This window comes from Thomasclavelia spiroformis DSM 1552 (assembly GCF_025149465.1).
In the GTDB taxonomy this organism is placed as follows: domain Bacteria; phylum Bacillota_I; class Bacilli_A; order Erysipelotrichales; family Coprobacillaceae; genus Thomasclavelia; species Thomasclavelia spiroformis.
The window spans coordinates 866,802-880,454 of the sequence record NZ_CP102275.1 but is presented as its reverse complement, the minus strand read 5'-3'; the positions used below and the strand labels follow the sequence as shown (position 1 = coordinate 880,454).

At 31.1% G+C, this 13,653-nt stretch carries 13 protein-coding genes; all 13 read right to left on the bottom strand.

The features are described from left to right. Nucleotides 1–2: 2 nt before the first annotated feature. The 13 genes from NQ543_RS03980 to ltrA all read right to left on the bottom strand — a co-directional run bounded on the left by NQ543_RS03980 (nucleotide 3) and on the right by ltrA (nucleotide 13,438). Nucleotides 3–1,121, bottom strand: coding sequence for an EpsG family protein (locus NQ543_RS03980; RefSeq protein ID WP_004610414.1), 1,119 nt, complete (start codon nucleotides 1,119–1,121; stop codon nucleotides 3–5). A 3-nt stretch (nucleotides 1,122–1,124) separates the two neighbouring features. Continuing rightward, complete coding sequence (locus NQ543_RS03975) at nucleotides 1,125–2,336, bottom strand: glycosyltransferase (protein ID WP_004610413.1); 1,212 nt, start codon at nucleotides 2,334–2,336, stop codon at nucleotides 1,125–1,127. Between the two features lie 20 nt (nucleotides 2,337–2,356). Further along, entirely contained in the window at nucleotides 2,357–3,310 is a 954-nt protein-coding gene (locus tag NQ543_RS03970) for an Ldh family oxidoreductase (protein WP_004610412.1), read from the bottom strand. A gap of 465 nt (nucleotides 3,311–3,775) precedes the next feature. Next, nucleotides 3,776–3,967, bottom strand: a complete 192-nt coding sequence (locus NQ543_RS03965) for a hypothetical protein (RefSeq protein ID WP_004610411.1) — start codon at nucleotides 3,965–3,967, stop codon at nucleotides 3,776–3,778. 184 nt (nucleotides 3,968–4,151) lie between these two features. Then, nucleotides 4,152–4,337 carry a hypothetical protein gene (locus NQ543_RS03960; RefSeq protein ID WP_039904549.1) on the bottom strand — a complete coding sequence of 62 codons (186 nt, stop codon included), beginning with the start codon at nucleotides 4,335–4,337 and terminating at the stop codon, nucleotides 4,152–4,154. Nucleotides 4,338–4,500: 163 nt separating this feature from the next. Further along, the gene (locus NQ543_RS03955; protein ID WP_004610409.1) at nucleotides 4,501–5,829 is read right to left on the bottom strand and encodes a glycosyltransferase family protein; all 1,329 of its coding nucleotides are present in this window, start codon (nucleotides 5,827–5,829) and stop codon (nucleotides 4,501–4,503) included. Between the two features lie 2 nt (nucleotides 5,830–5,831). Continuing rightward, nucleotides 5,832–6,803: a glycosyltransferase family 2 protein gene (locus NQ543_RS03950; protein ID WP_004610408.1), complete on the bottom strand. Its 972-nt coding sequence runs from the start codon at nucleotides 6,801–6,803 to the stop codon at nucleotides 5,832–5,834. Continuing rightward, nucleotides 6,804–7,976: a glycosyltransferase family 4 protein gene (locus NQ543_RS03945; protein WP_004610407.1), complete on the bottom strand. Its 1,173-nt coding sequence runs from the start codon at nucleotides 7,974–7,976 to the stop codon at nucleotides 6,804–6,806. Next, complete coding sequence (locus tag NQ543_RS03940) at nucleotides 7,960–8,859, bottom strand: aldolase/citrate lyase family protein (protein WP_222848062.1); 900 nt, start codon at nucleotides 8,857–8,859, stop codon at nucleotides 7,960–7,962. Before NQ543_RS03940 ends, NQ543_RS03945 begins: the two co-directional genes overlap by 17 nt. After that, nucleotides 8,822–9,436, bottom strand: coding sequence for a sugar transferase (locus tag NQ543_RS03935; RefSeq protein WP_004610405.1), 615 nt, complete (start codon nucleotides 9,434–9,436; stop codon nucleotides 8,822–8,824). The genes NQ543_RS03940 and NQ543_RS03935 overlap by 38 nt, the downstream gene beginning before the upstream one ends. Further along, nucleotides 9,436–10,035 carry a PglD-related sugar-binding protein gene (locus NQ543_RS03930; protein ID WP_004610404.1) on the bottom strand — a complete coding sequence of 200 codons (600 nt, stop codon included), beginning with the start codon at nucleotides 10,033–10,035 and terminating at the stop codon, nucleotides 9,436–9,438. The genes NQ543_RS03935 and NQ543_RS03930 overlap by 1 nt, the downstream gene beginning before the upstream one ends. Before the next feature lie 3 nt (nucleotides 10,036–10,038). Then, nucleotides 10,039–11,928, bottom strand: coding sequence for a polysaccharide biosynthesis protein (locus tag NQ543_RS03925; RefSeq protein WP_259935583.1), 1,890 nt, complete (start codon nucleotides 11,926–11,928; stop codon nucleotides 10,039–10,041). Nucleotides 11,929–12,019: 91 nt separating this feature from the next. Continuing rightward, the gene (gene ltrA / locus NQ543_RS03920) at nucleotides 12,020–13,438 is read right to left on the bottom strand and encodes a group II intron reverse transcriptase/maturase (RefSeq protein ID WP_004608658.1); all 1,419 of its coding nucleotides are present in this window, start codon (nucleotides 13,436–13,438) and stop codon (nucleotides 12,020–12,022) included. Nucleotides 13,439–13,653: the final 215 nt, after the last annotated feature.

Here is a 13,653-nt window from a genome sequence, read left to right as displayed (position 1 = left end):
CTTTATAACCAAAATGGAATAAATGACATATTTTTCATTCTCCAATAAATTAAAAATATCATACCTAAAATGAATATAATTTGTAATATTTTTTTACTTTCTTTCGTAAATCCATTTTCAATAACTTGAGGTAATAATATAAACATAACAGGTGTAAAATAAAAACTGATTCTTTCAAGAACTAATGCATTGTATCTCATAATATAAAAACCTATTCCGATAATTAAAATATGCATAAATTTATAATTAATAGCACTTTTATTAGTTATTTTAAGTACATTATTATATGGTTTTTCTACATCATTATAATTCAAATATATATTATGTTTATATCTTGATTTTAATTGAATAACCATAACAAATAAAATTAAAAATGCTATTAAAATATTTATCAAGCCTCCTGTTAAATTTCCTGTAAAAACACCAGCATAACTTTTTTCAAAAACTTCATTTCCAAATTCAATTAACTCTGGAATAACTTTTGAGAGTATTAAAATTAAACTAACATCTAACAATACAGTCAACTTATTTACAGGAATTCTTACAAGAACATAAACTATAATAAATACAATTGATGTTTGATGAATAGATATAGCCAAAGCTGAAAATACTATAAAACTTAGTAATTTTCTCTTTTCTGCCATTTCTAAAGCTAACAAACAAATAGCTATAGCTATCGATTGTCTAAATCCTGTTAAATAGAATTGCATAAGTCCAAATGACATAAATCCTAAAACTGACATAAACATATTATTAGAATATCTATAAATAAATCTAAATGTAATACTGATACAAAAGGCAGATTGAAATAATAGAATAAATTGAGGCCATTTAATCAATCTACTTAATATCCAATTTAATAATAAATAACCTTTTTCAAATGGGTTGTTATTTAAAAAATCAACAAGTGACGATGACTCTATAGCCCTGCAATAGAGCCGATAATAGTTATTTAAATCCGAACCTATATCAACTTCTGCATTTCTAATAGAAAAAACTACTACAATGATAATTCCCGTAAATATCAAAAATTTCTTTTGTGTACTTATAGAAGTATTCCGAAATGATACAATCTTTGCAAGAATAATTAATAACAAAACAATTACAATTAATAAACTCATTATTTAACTCCGTTTTCCATTATTATTGAAAATAATTTCATTAAATAATTGAATATATTTATCAATATTCTTTTGCATATTAAAATTATCTTCAACAAATTTCACACATTTTTCTTTAATAAAATCCCGTCCATACTTTTCATTTTTCCTCAACACCTCATTAACAGCCATAACTACGTCTTCGCCTTTTTCTATTACAACACCAGTATATTTTGTAACAAATTCAGGGCACGCTGTTGTATTGTACACTACAATTGGCGTACCACATGCTAAAGCCTCTCCTGTAACTAAACCAAATGTTTCTTGTTTTGATGGATTAAAAAACACATCCGCAGCACTATATAATTCTGCCAATTCTTCCTTACTGTCTGTAAAAGCTATTGTAATTACATTTTTAGGATAATTAACTTTTTTTACCTGATTTCCCACTAAAATCACCACTGCATCAGGCATTGCTTCTGCAATTTTAATCATCTCTATTTGTCCTTTAACTGGACTCCATCCCGTTGCAACTCCCAAAATCATAATTTTGTTTCCAATCCCTAGAGTTTCTCTAATTTTATTACAAGTCCTCGGATAAAAAGTTGCTGTATCAATCCAATCATAAATCATTTCAATATTTGTTCTTGTAGATAAAAGTGATTTCCGTGCTTCATGTTCTATCCATTTTGACGTTGCCACAATTGTTGGTTTAACGTAATCAAAAATTTCACAATTCAATTTGTATTTTTTTTCAGCAGCTTTTCCAAATAATTCGCATCCCTTACATCCTGAAAGCCACTTATTACAACCCCTTTCTGTATAATGGTAACATCCGCCTGTTAAAAACCAACAATCATGAAGATCTACTACCACTGGAGTATGTAAGTCTTTTAATCCTTTCAAAAAAAGCCCTACATGCAAATAATTTGAATGTAAATTATGGGTAAGTATAATATCAGGCTTCAACCTTGATATTTTTCTAAGTAATATCTTCGTTGCAATACGAGAATGACATCCCTGAAGCTTATCTATTCTGTATTCTATAGCATGTAATTTATGGTCAAAAACATTTCCTACTCTAAAAACATTTGGATCTCTGGATTTATCTGTGTTTTCATTCGCATAAGCTACATAGCTCTCTATCCCCTTACTTTGGAGATACTTATGAATCTCCATACAAATACGTCCAGTACTTTTAGTCTTATATACGGCATTGACTTGTAATACTCGCATAATTCACCTCTTCTCTCTAACTAAATAGTCTTTTTGAATTTTATCCTATCATCGCCCGGTAAAATAATTTTTCCATCTACACCAGGCTTTGATGTTTTCAAACGATTTATAAAATCCGTAATTATTTCATCATATTCCTCTAGCACAGCAACCGGATCAATTACTGTCATATAAAATCCAACATTCATTCCTGAGCCATCTTCAGAATAAAATCTACCGACTTTATTTAGATAAGCTGCTCCAGACAGTACACCAGACATAATATCAATTAACATGGCAATTCCATATCCTTTAAATCCTGCCATTGGAAGAACCATACCTTGAATTCCTTCGTCTGGAGCATTCGTTGGTTTACCATCTTTATCAAGTGCCCAACCATTTGGAAGCAGTTTTCCTGCTTCCTTATATTGTTTGAACTTTGATTTAGCTACCACACTTGTTGCCATGTCAATAATAACAGGATCATGTCCTGGTACAGGAATAACTACTGCAAATGGATTAGTCCCTAGCATTTTTTCCTTCCCGCCAATTGGAGCCATCTGTGCTGGACTATTAGAACAAATAAAAGCAATGTATCCTTGTTCTGCAGCTTTTAATGAATAGTAAAATGCCGGTCCAAAAGTATTGTTATTTCTGCTAAATACCGTATATACTCCTGAATCTTTGCATCTCTTTATTGCTAAGTTCAAACAGAACATTGCCGAAACTGGTCCAAATGAATTATCACCATCCACCACAGCGAAAGCATCTGTTTCTCGCATAATTTTAAAATCAGGTTTCAAATTATATCCACCACATTTTAATCTCTTAATATGTGCCTGTGTCATGGCACAACCATGACTTGTTACCCCATATAAATCCGCTGTTGCAAAACAATCCGCAACAACCTCAGCTTGTATTTCGTCAAGACCATGTTTTGTCAATTCTGTAATTACTTTCTTTTTTTCTTTATAAAAATCAAACGTTTTATCCATTTTCTATCACTTCATCCATTCTTTTTTGAATCTAATGAAATATCCAACTTTGTCGAACTTCTTTTCCTTATCTATTCCATATTTTTCCATTTTAAAGCATAGTTCATTACCATAAACCACCTGTTTAATGTTTTTGCTATATTTTCAAATAATTCTTCATCATCCAGAATAGTAATCTTACACTCATTTAAAGCTTTTTCTCCTATTCCGTCTCTGTTTGTTGTGATGATAAACAGTCCAGTCTAAAACTATTTCTTCGATTCCAACTGATCCTCATGTTCCATTGCATCTTAACAACAATATTGCTATATCAGAAACGATATAATAATTAGAAATATCTAGATAAAAAATATATCCAGTAAGTAGGATGTTATGATTTTTCCTTGTTTTTAACAGATATTTTTTTACATAGTCTATTACTTTGTTAAAATTATAGGTTTCACCAACAACAAGTCTCATATCATCCTAAAATTTACAGTGATTGAACGCTTGTATCAATTCAAGTACACCTTTATTTCCTATTGTCTTATCAACAAGCGATGCTACTTTATCTTCTTTTTGAATACCATATTTATTATTTCTAACATTTATTCTTATCACTTCGAAATTATTCAAATGGAATCTTGATATATCAATTGCATTCAAAAATATATTCATTTTATTTCTATTGGATTTAAATTTCTCTACAAATTCACTTATGAATAAAATTCTTGAACAGCCTTCTTAAAGTGACTTTCCATTAGTACTTTTCCAGCTGAAATATCTGTGATAACATGATAATGAAGAATGACAAACACTTTTAAAAGTTTGATAATCGATAATGCCCTTCTAATATAGCCATTTACGTATATACAGCATCATATTTTTCTTTTCCAAAATGCTTTCTTACTGATTTTTGAAATGGTATCAATGACAAATCAAAATTTGTATGAAATTTATTGTTTAATACAAATTTCAAATTCGTAAAAAATCTTGTTCTTCTTGCATCCTTTGAAAAAATAAAATTTGTATATTTATATTTTTTCATCACTTTTTCTACTTCTGAATCATGACAAGAATAAACATCAAATGATATTCCATAGACTTTTCATTTTCATCAATTAAAAATTTGTTTAAGCTAATACACTCCCCCCTTAACAGTTGGAAGTGGTTTTCGAAAATCATTAAAAATCGCTATCTTTTTCATCGCTTTACTCTTTTACACCAGAAGCAGTCGCCTTGAAAAAAGTCTCCACGAACACCTTCTTAATATCTATTTCATTGTGATTTCTTTTACCACACTCAAATGCGTTCCTACTATATTCTACAATTTTTTCTGGATTCTCAACCAAGTATCTAAGCTGACCTTCAATTTCTTCGTATTCATTCACAATAATTGCACAGTTGTTCTCTTTAAGATAAATAATCGGTGCGATTGATTTATCTCCAATTGCAAAAATACATTTTCCATTTTTAAAATAATCTGTCAACTTTGTTGAAAAAGAAAGTCTTGCATCATAACGATGTTCTTTTTCCAAAGACTCAACAAATATTACAATATCTGCTGATTTTTGAATTCTATCCACCTCACTTTTGGGAACTTGTCCTTTAAAATGACATCCATTAGAATTTAGATATTTCATTGTTTTATCATCTAAAATAGTTGGTGAATAAATATCTAGTATAACACTCTCTCTATCTTGATTGATTTTTGCTAATGCTTTTGATATTTCTACAAGAGAATTTGCTCTACCTATAAGTAAATTTCCTGTATAGACCATTCTTATTGGACTTGAAACTTTTTTTTCTTCAAACTTCAATCCTTCATAATTGATTCCTTTTGTAAGCACAATACTTCTCGTACCGAAGAGTTTATCTGTATCTTCAGCTTCAGTTTTTGTAATCGTAAACATCTCTGTACAATTTGTTGCTAATTTTTTTACAACTCTGCGAAGCATAAAACGATGTATATATGCAAAAATATTTTTTCCACATGGTTTATAAGAATAATTATCATCTGCTAAATAACAAACATATGGCTTCGGATATTTTTTCAGTATATATAATTGAAATTTTCCCATATAAACTACTGGATATATCGGTACAAAATATACATCAGGTGCTTCCTCCTCAATAAACTCATTCAATTCTTTTGTTTTCCAACAGCCTAAAGTCCAGACAATTTCCCTCATGATCGTCATCAGCCATGATTTCTTCTTATGTGCTTTCATATAAAGTTTTCTTTCTGCTTCAATTGCTTTTTGTGTTACTTCATCCACTGTGATAGCATTAGTAACTCTTTTCCCTACGGGTTTTCTTTTATACACACTTTTTATGATCTCGTTTTCAGAAATTCGAAAAAAATGGTTACAAACTGGCGTATTAGGCATATCAGATTTTGTATAAATTTGCGCTACTCTATCAGGTTTCCAAAACTTAAATAAATCTGTTTGTGTATGAATCCCACTATCGCTTCGCCATGTACTCAAAGAAATCGCTAATATTTTCGGTAAATTTTTTTTATCTTTATTTTCTTTCATTTTTATTTAATCCTATCAAATATTTTCAATGCAATAATTGTTAATCTAAAGCCAGCTATCCTATATATTTTATAAATCATTTGAGGTCTTTGACTCATGCCATATTTTAGTAACCAACCTAAATTCTTAATTCTTTTTATATAAATCTTCTTTTTCGAATCTGAAAGTCGAGAGTAAACCACTAATAAATTACTGTAATATTTTGCTAAAGAACCATATAGCGCTATCTTTAATTTTTCATCTTTAATATCATTTGTAATACGATTTGACCATTTTTCTAAAATATAAACAAAATCTACTAAGTTTTTTAATGTATGAGTGGAAGTTATTGATCCTTCTCTTTGCCTATATGCAATCATTGGTTCATCAATAAATTCTATGGTAGAAGCATTGAAAATAACTTGATAGTTCCAATCCATATCTTCACCGAGAAGTCCAACTTCAAAATTAATATTATTTTCAACAATAAGTTTTCTTTTAACTGCTTTAATCCATGCCATACCATAAAATGCATCTGCTTTTACAAGTGCTTCTATCTTATTTGCATACAAAGTCTCTGACATTGCAAGTGAATAAGTATATGTACAATCTTCCAATTTTTTTGTTTCATTAAAATATTTCTGATACTTATAAAATATTAAATCTACTCCAGTTTTTGTCTTTTGTGCTAATTTACTTAAAAATTCTTTATCAAGTATATAATCGTCACTATCTATATAAACAATATACTTCCCAATTGCCTCTTTTGTACCAGCATTTCTTGCATCAGACAATCCGCCATTTTTTTTGTGAATTACTTTAATACAATCATATTTATGTGCAAGTTCATCACAAATATGAGGACTTTTATCCTTAGAACCATCATCTACAAGAATAATCTCATAATCTTTGTAAGTCTGATTTAAGATACTGTCTACACATTCACACAGATAATTTTCAACATTATAAATTGGTAATATAATACTAAATAGCATCTAATCTCCCCTGTTCTTTTTCATTGTTTCATTCAAATCAACTAAAATATTATTTAACATGATAGGTCTATCAAAATATTTTTCTGCTCTTGCTCTTCCTTCAGTTGCAAATATATTTTTTAAATTTTTATCCATATAAAGTAAATTCATTTTTTCTGCTAAGTCTTTTACATCTTTAACTTTCACAAGAAGCCCAGATACATTATTCTCTATAACCTCAGAAGGTCCAGGAACATTTGTAGTTATAATTGGAATACCTACACCCATTGCTTCTTGTAATACTTTTCCAAACCCTTCACGATATGTAGGATGTGTTAAAATATCAAACATTGCCATATGTGGATATACTTGATCTGGTGAAACGTTTCCAGTCATGATAATATGATCGTTATTTTGGGCAATTTCTATATTTTTTTGACTAATTGGATTTGTATCATCCATCATGCCAACCAATACCAGATAAATATTATTATGCTTTTTTTGTAGCATTATAAAAGCCTCGATTAATTCATTAATTCCTTTATCAGCATTAATTCTACCAACATATCCATATAAAAATGCATCTTGTGGAATATTATATTTATTTCTTAAAATCCACTTCATTTTTTCATGATCAAAACTATCACATTTTGCTAAATCAACACCTGTTGTACCACCAATACCTACAACAGAAATCTTTTCTTTACTGCAAAGCTTTTCATCAATAGCAAATTGCATATTCAATGGACTTTGAGATCTAATAGTCGTTGATAGCATACACGTGATCTTTTCTACAAGCCAAAAGATTTTTTTCTTTATGCCACTGAAAGAAACATATCGTAATCCACATTGACTATAAAACCTTATTTGAACACCAGCCAATACTCCTGCTATTGAAGCGTATAAAGATACGTTTGGAGAAGTATAATAAATCACATCAAATTTTTCTTTTTTGAAATACTTTCTAAGAAAGTTTGTGCACTTAAGTACATCTTTTATACTCACACCTCTACTCATCGGAAGATTAATACATGTTGCATAATCACTATTTCTATCTATAAACCCCTCTTCCATATTTGAAATTAAAGTAACATCATATCCATTTTTTGATAAATTCCTCATAGAATCAACAATAAACCAATCCATTGTTTTAGAAATAGTTGTCAATGCACATATCTTATATTTTCTTTTCACAATTATCTTCCCTCTCAACTATTTCGTTCACTTTTTGACAAACAATCTGCCTATTATTTTGAAAATCTTTTTCTGAAAACGATGTAACTTTTTGTTCCCAATCTCGGATTAGCTGTATACCATTCTTAAAGATATTTTCAATTTCCTTCGGGTTTTCTATTTTATTTGCATTACAGAAACTTCTCGAAAGTATTGCTAGAGTTGAACCCAAACGATAATGTTCTGTAATAACATATTCAGCTGGCAACTCACCATACCCTAATCTTGCAATCCCTCCAAAACCATAAGGAATTCCTTTTTCTGAAATAATTTTACATAACCTATCTACTGTTCCATCTGAAAGTAGTTCAAACATAAACCTTTTATGTAAAGCTAAATGAAGATCATTTAATCCAATATGAATTTCATCTATTCCACGAATTTTTACAATTTCTTCGATTTTATTCATTGCATCTATTGTTTCTAAAAGAAGCATTATTTTTGCTCTTCCGTTTACCAAGCTAATGAATGTTTCAATTTCTTCTAAAGTTCTAAACATTGGAAGCATTAATATATCTGCACCAGCATCAATAACAGCATTAATTTCTTTAAAAGAACCCATATATTCCATTGTTTCTTCATGTATTGGATTTATACGAACCAGTAGCTCTGCTTTATGAATTTGAGAACGTATCTTTTTTACATCATTAATTGTATGATGAGATTTAACTGTATCCAATCCAGCTTGTCTTTCATCTTTTCCAATATATTCCATATCAATGAATATTCTATCTACCCCTGCACATTCTGCAATTTCAGCAATTGCAGGGTTATTTGTAATATACATCAACTTTAATCCCATATTCTTACCTATCATCCTTTTTATAAATTTCTCCTGTTCCACCTTCTACTACTCCATCTGATTTTAATACTGATGTAATAGTTCTAAAAAAACACTTTAGATCAAATAAAAAAGAGATACGTTTAACGTATTCTCCATCTAATCCGGCTTTTACATCTATTTCTAATTCATCTCTTCCGTTTATCTGTGCCCATCCTGTTAATCCCGGTCTTACATCATTGGCATGATATTTATCTCTTTCTTCAATCAAATCATATTGATTCCATAAAGCTGGTCTTGGTCCGATAATTGCCATCTCTCCTTTAATAATATTGATGATCTGTGGCAGTTCATCCAATGATGTCTTTCTTAAAAATTTTCCAGCCCCGGTAATAAACTGATCAGGATCTTTTAACATATGTGTCGGCATATCTTTCGGTGTATCGATATACATTGTTCTGAATTTATAAATATTGAAATATGTTTTATTGATACCTACTCTTTTCTGTTTAAATAAGATTGGTCCTTTACTGTCTAATTTGATCCAAATACATAAAATAATAAAAACAGGACTTAATATAATCAGTCCGCATAATGATAAGATAAAATCAATGATTCTTTTTACTGTTTTTTTATACATTAAACTCCCACCTCAAAACTATATTCATCTGACGGTTTGATTACTGAACCATCTTCAATATCACTGCCGGCTTTTATTTTAGTATTGAAAGCAACTGTACAGTTGCTTCCAATTCTTGACATTGAACCTACTAATGCATTAGGTCTAATGACACTGTTTGAATAGATCAGACAGTAATCTTCAATAATGGCATCATGATTGACTGTAGTATTAGCTGTAATGATACAGCCAGTTCCGATCTTTGCATCAGCTTCAATTACTGAATGATAAAAAACAACTGTGCCCTCTTTGATTGTTGCATAAGAAGATACAGCAGCATCAGGGGCAATAACTGAAATAACATGATAGCCAGTATTCTTTGCTTTATGTATCAGTTTCTTTCTCAGTTCATTATTGCCAATAGCAATAAAGATATCTTTATATTCAGGATAACAGTTTTCTATTTTATCGATACCGCCAATGACTTTACAGTCATTGATGGTTTTATCAACACAACTGTCATCAAGAAAACTGATTTCATCATAACAGTTTAAATCTCTAATAATATCTAAGCAGCATCTTCCATGACCGCCTGCTCCTACAATTAAAAGTTTTTTCATTTTTTAATTAATTCCTACTTTTTCTTTTGTTATAGTTTTTTCATTTGGATTTTTATATGTCGGTACTAATTCCTTGATAAATGTTCTGATATCTTCTACTTCTTCATATGCCTCTTCTTTTAGTTCCTTTAATCTTTCAAAGAATACCTCTTCATTCATTTCGATTGGTTTCCCTATATGAATCAGCTTATTTGGTGTCTCCTGTAATCCTTCTTCTTTCATTAACAGCTCTTCATACAGCTTTTCTCCCGGTCTTAATCCCGTATATTCTATCTTGATATCTACATCTGGTTCAAACCCTGATAGCTTGATTAGATTTCTTGCCATATCTGCTATCTTTACCGGTTTTCCCATATCTAAAATGAAGATTTCTCCTCCTTTTGCATATGCTCCTGCCTGTAAAACTAGTGATACCGCTTCTGGTATCGTCATAAAATAACGGATGATATCCGGATGCGTTACAGTTACCGGTCCCCCTGCTTTGATCTGCTTTTTAAATAGCGGTATTACTGATCCATTTGACCCCAGTACATTTCCAAATCTTACTGCAACAAATTCTGTCTTTGATTTTTTATTGTATGACTGTACGATCATTTCACAGATTCTCTTTGTTGCTCCCATGACATTTGTTGGATTGACTGCTTTATCTGTAGAAATCAGAATAAATCGTTTTGTGTTATATTTATCAGCAGCCTTTACTACATTCAATGTTCCAAAAACATTATTTTTTACTGCTTCATTTGGTGAATCTTCCATCAGTGGCACATGTTTATGGGCTGCTGCATGATAAACGATATCCGGTCTAAAGCGTTTGAATAATGAATCCACTCTTTTAGTATTTCTTACCGATGCTATCATTACTTCCAGATTTAAATCATGATATTTTTCTTTAAGTTCTAACTGAATATCATAAGCATTATTTTCATAGATATCGACAATGATCAGTTGCTTTGGCTTGCTTGCCGCAATCTGACGGCATAGCTCGCTACCGATTGATCCGCCTCCACCGGTTACCATGACTACTTTATCCGTTACATAACCCATGATATCTTCTAGGTTGACTTCAATTGGATCACGTCCCAGTAAATCTAAAACATCTACTTCCTTAAAATCAGAAATATGAACATTGCCATTTAATAATTCATACATACCCGGTAATTTTTTAATCAGACATTTTGTTTCCTTACAGATATTCAAAACATCTGCCAGTTCTTTTTTATCAGCCGAAGGGATAGCTACTAAAATCTCTTCAATGCCAAACTTTTCAACAGCTTCTACAATCTTATCTCTTCCGCCATAGACTGTAACTCCATGAACACTTCTTCCCTGCTTGCTACGATCATCGTCAATAAAGCACATTACTTGTTTATATACCTGTTTAGAATTGATGATTTCTCGATAGATCTTTTCTCCAGCTAACCCAGCACCAATGATCATAACTTTTTGTAGATCTTTTACTTCTTTATTATCGATATTAAAACCGATCTTACTGTGTTTTAATCTAAGCAAACGATATAAAAAACGTTCACCACCTAAAAACATCGTCAAGAGCATAAAGTAAATAAAATAACAGCTTCTAGGTAAACTGTTACCGCTAACTTCAAATAAGACAATATTTGCTAAACTGTCAACAATAGTTGCCAGAACAATATTTTTAAGTTCAATAATCGAAGCAAACTGCCATAAGCTATGATAAAGTCTAAAATACCAGAAGATTGCAATTGCAATAACCAGTATTGGCAATGACATTATAAATAACCGCTCTAAGTAATGTTCTGGAATAGGTCCATTAAATCTAAGCAACAATGCTCCATATAATGAAAATATGACACATAAAATATCGGTTATTATTAATATTATTCTTCTTATATTCTTTTCACCTATAAATTTCAAAACTAATATCCCCTCCGATTGAATAGGGGCTAAGAATTAAAATCTTTCGCCCCTTTCACAACACCGTGCGTAGGGTTCCCTACACGGCGTTTCATAAGTTTATAGAGTTGTAATAATCTAGTGCACTTATAAATCCGTATATTTTTAATACTTCATTTGTAAGTGTCCTTTTTAGTATGAAGCTATTGGCGATGTGCCAGTAGCTTTTTCTTGTGTTTGCCCATTCCCATGCCTTACTTTTATTAATACCTAGTTTTTGTAAATTTCTATACCTTGTTCTTACTAACTTCCATCTTTTCCAATATATCATTCGTATTCTTCTTCTCATCCATGAGTCTATTTCCCTTAGATGTTTACTCATATTCGCTATCCTATAGTAATTCACCCAACCTGTAATGTATTCTTTTAACTCTTTAGCTAATTCCTTACTTGATATTGGTCGGTTCCTTTTGGTGATTTCCTTTATTCTCTTTTTCATCTTTTCTTTAGATTTCTTGTGAACAGTGATTCGTACATTACCACTCTTCTCTATATAAAATCCAAAGCCCAAGAATTTTATATCAGTAATATAGGCTACCTTTGTCTTCTCTTGGTTCACTTTTACAAATAATTTCTCTTCTAAATATCTTGTCACTGTTTCTTTGACTCTCATTGCACTTCTTTTACTTTTGAATAGTATGACACAGTCATCTGCGTACCTTACAAATCGATTTCCTCTTCTTTCCATTTCTTTATCAAATTCATTAAGATATATATTTGATAATAATGGGCTGAGTGGCCCACCTTGGGGTACTCCTTTTGTAGTTTCTTCAAACTTATGTTTTACTATGACTCCTGCATTGAGATATTTATGTATGAGTGATATAACTCTTCCGTCTTTAATAGTTTGTGACAATATCTGTATAAGTCTTGAATGGTTGACTGTATCAAAGTACTTCTCTAAATCTAGGTCTACTGTATATCGATATCCTTCATTGGCGTATTCGACTACTTTTCTTACTGCTTGATGGGCATTTCTTCTTGGTCGGAACCCATAACTATTGTCACTGAATTGGGGTTCAAATATTGGTGTCAGTACCTGTACTATCGCCTGTTGTATGACCCTATCCGTCACTGTTGGAATTCCTAACTCTCTTTTCTTTCCGTTATCTTTTGGTATTTCTACTCTTTTAACGGCTTGTGGACTATAATGTCCCTCCATGATAAGTTTCTTTAGATAAGACCAGTGTTGTGCGAAATGCGTACGAACTTCTGCGACTTGCATTTTATCTACACCACCACTTCCCTTATTACTCATAACCCTTTGGATTGCCTTTTCTATATTGGCATCCTCCATAATTGTTTCAAGTAACTTCTCATGTACTACAAATCTATTGGTGTTCTTCGTATGTGATATCTCTTGTTTTGATGTAGGATACACTTCTCCACTATTGTCGTATTCCGTACTATCTTCATAGAGTAAGCCTAATGATAGTTGACAGTATCCTATTTTATCTTGAGTATCTTTCATTTCCAGTTCACCTCCTTATGTTCGGTCCTTCGCTAGATAACCATTACAGTTATCATCATCACTACTATGACCTCGGCTGACTTCCTAGGACAAACGTTTCCACCATGATTACATTTTCATCATGTTCCTAGGACCTCCCACGGTAAGACATAACACTTTCATCCTATGTACCCACTATCTTTACACTGCTTATTCCGTCGTACTATTGGACTTCG

Coding starts and splice junctions, on each gene's coding strand:
- NQ543_RS03980 (WP_004610414.1), bottom strand. CDS start 1,121: ATGAGTTTATTAATTGTAATTGTTTTGTTATTAATTATTCTTGCAAAG.
- NQ543_RS03975 (WP_004610413.1), bottom strand. CDS start 2,336: ATGCGAGTATTACAAGTCAATGCCGTATATAAGACTAAAAGTACTGGA.
- NQ543_RS03970 (WP_004610412.1), bottom strand. CDS start 3,310: ATGGATAAAACGTTTGATTTTTATAAAGAAAAAAAGAAAGTAATTACA.
- NQ543_RS03965 (WP_004610411.1), bottom strand. CDS start 3,967: ATGAATATATTTTTGAATGCAATTGATATATCAAGATTCCATTTGAAT.
- NQ543_RS03960 (WP_039904549.1), bottom strand. CDS start 4,337: ATGAAAAAATATAAATATACAAATTTTATTTTTTCAAAGGATGCAAGA.
- NQ543_RS03955 (WP_004610409.1), bottom strand. CDS start 5,829: ATGAAAGAAAATAAAGATAAAAAAAATTTACCGAAAATATTAGCGATT.
- NQ543_RS03950 (WP_004610408.1), bottom strand. CDS start 6,803: ATGCTATTTAGTATTATATTACCAATTTATAATGTTGAAAATTATCTG.
- NQ543_RS03935 (WP_004610405.1), bottom strand. CDS start 9,436: ATGTATAAAAAAACAGTAAAAAGAATCATTGATTTTATCTTATCATTA.
- NQ543_RS03930 (WP_004610404.1), bottom strand. CDS start 10,035: ATGAAAAAACTTTTAATTGTAGGAGCAGGCGGTCATGGAAGATGCTGC.
- ltrA (WP_004608658.1), bottom strand. CDS start 13,438: ATGAAAGATACTCAAGATAAAATAGGATACTGTCAACTATCATTAGGC.